Annotated in this window: 1 protein-coding gene; it reads right to left on the bottom strand. The window is 49.6% G+C overall.

Annotated elements, in window-relative coordinates:
• Positions 1–206: hypothetical protein (locus tag AB9F29_RS21310; RefSeq protein WP_369757180.1), on the bottom strand; the 206-nt coding region annotated here is incomplete at its 3' end.
• Between the last annotated feature and the right edge of the window lie 328 nt (positions 207–534).

The raw sequence follows: 534 nt of genomic DNA, 5'->3' as shown, positions 1-534 counted from the left end.
TCCAGCCAAGCCACATACAGGTCCAGTACCAACACCCTAAGCTGCTTCCTGAAGGCCAACTTCGGTTTCGGCCCTGGTTTCCCCACAATGTCCTGTGGCAGGTACTCGTCCCACACCCTGTCCACGAACTGAACGACCTCGGGGTGGGCTGACCAACGATGCACGTCAATGGGTCGGGAGTGCCAAGGGTCCTCTATTTCGTTCATTGTCCAAGGGCCCTTTGGCTAAGTGGTTATGAAGTAACTAAACTACTATGAGAGGGGGATAACAAGGACTACCTATTGGGGGGATTTATAAGGTCACCTCTTAGGGGTTCTCCTCTTATTCTCTCCTATTTTATCCATTACTTATACCTATTCACTACTAGGTATCTCCCCCCCCCATAAGGACCTATTTCTGGTTATAAAACCTAAAGAGAGGAAGCCTAAGAGGGGTACCCAATAACTGGGGCATAAACAGGGGCATTTCTGGCCTCACGAGGAAGCCTGACTGCTTGTTCTGCTGATCTAAAATGAATTGGCTGGGATGGTAGGA

The sequence above is a fragment of the Falsihalocynthiibacter sp. S25ZX9 genome (assembly GCF_041205405.1).
Taxonomy (GTDB): Bacteria; Pseudomonadota; Alphaproteobacteria; order Rhodobacterales; family Rhodobacteraceae; genus Falsihalocynthiibacter; species Falsihalocynthiibacter arcticus.
Note: the sequence above shows the minus strand (reverse complement) of the source record. Positions and strands in the feature narration are given on the sequence as shown.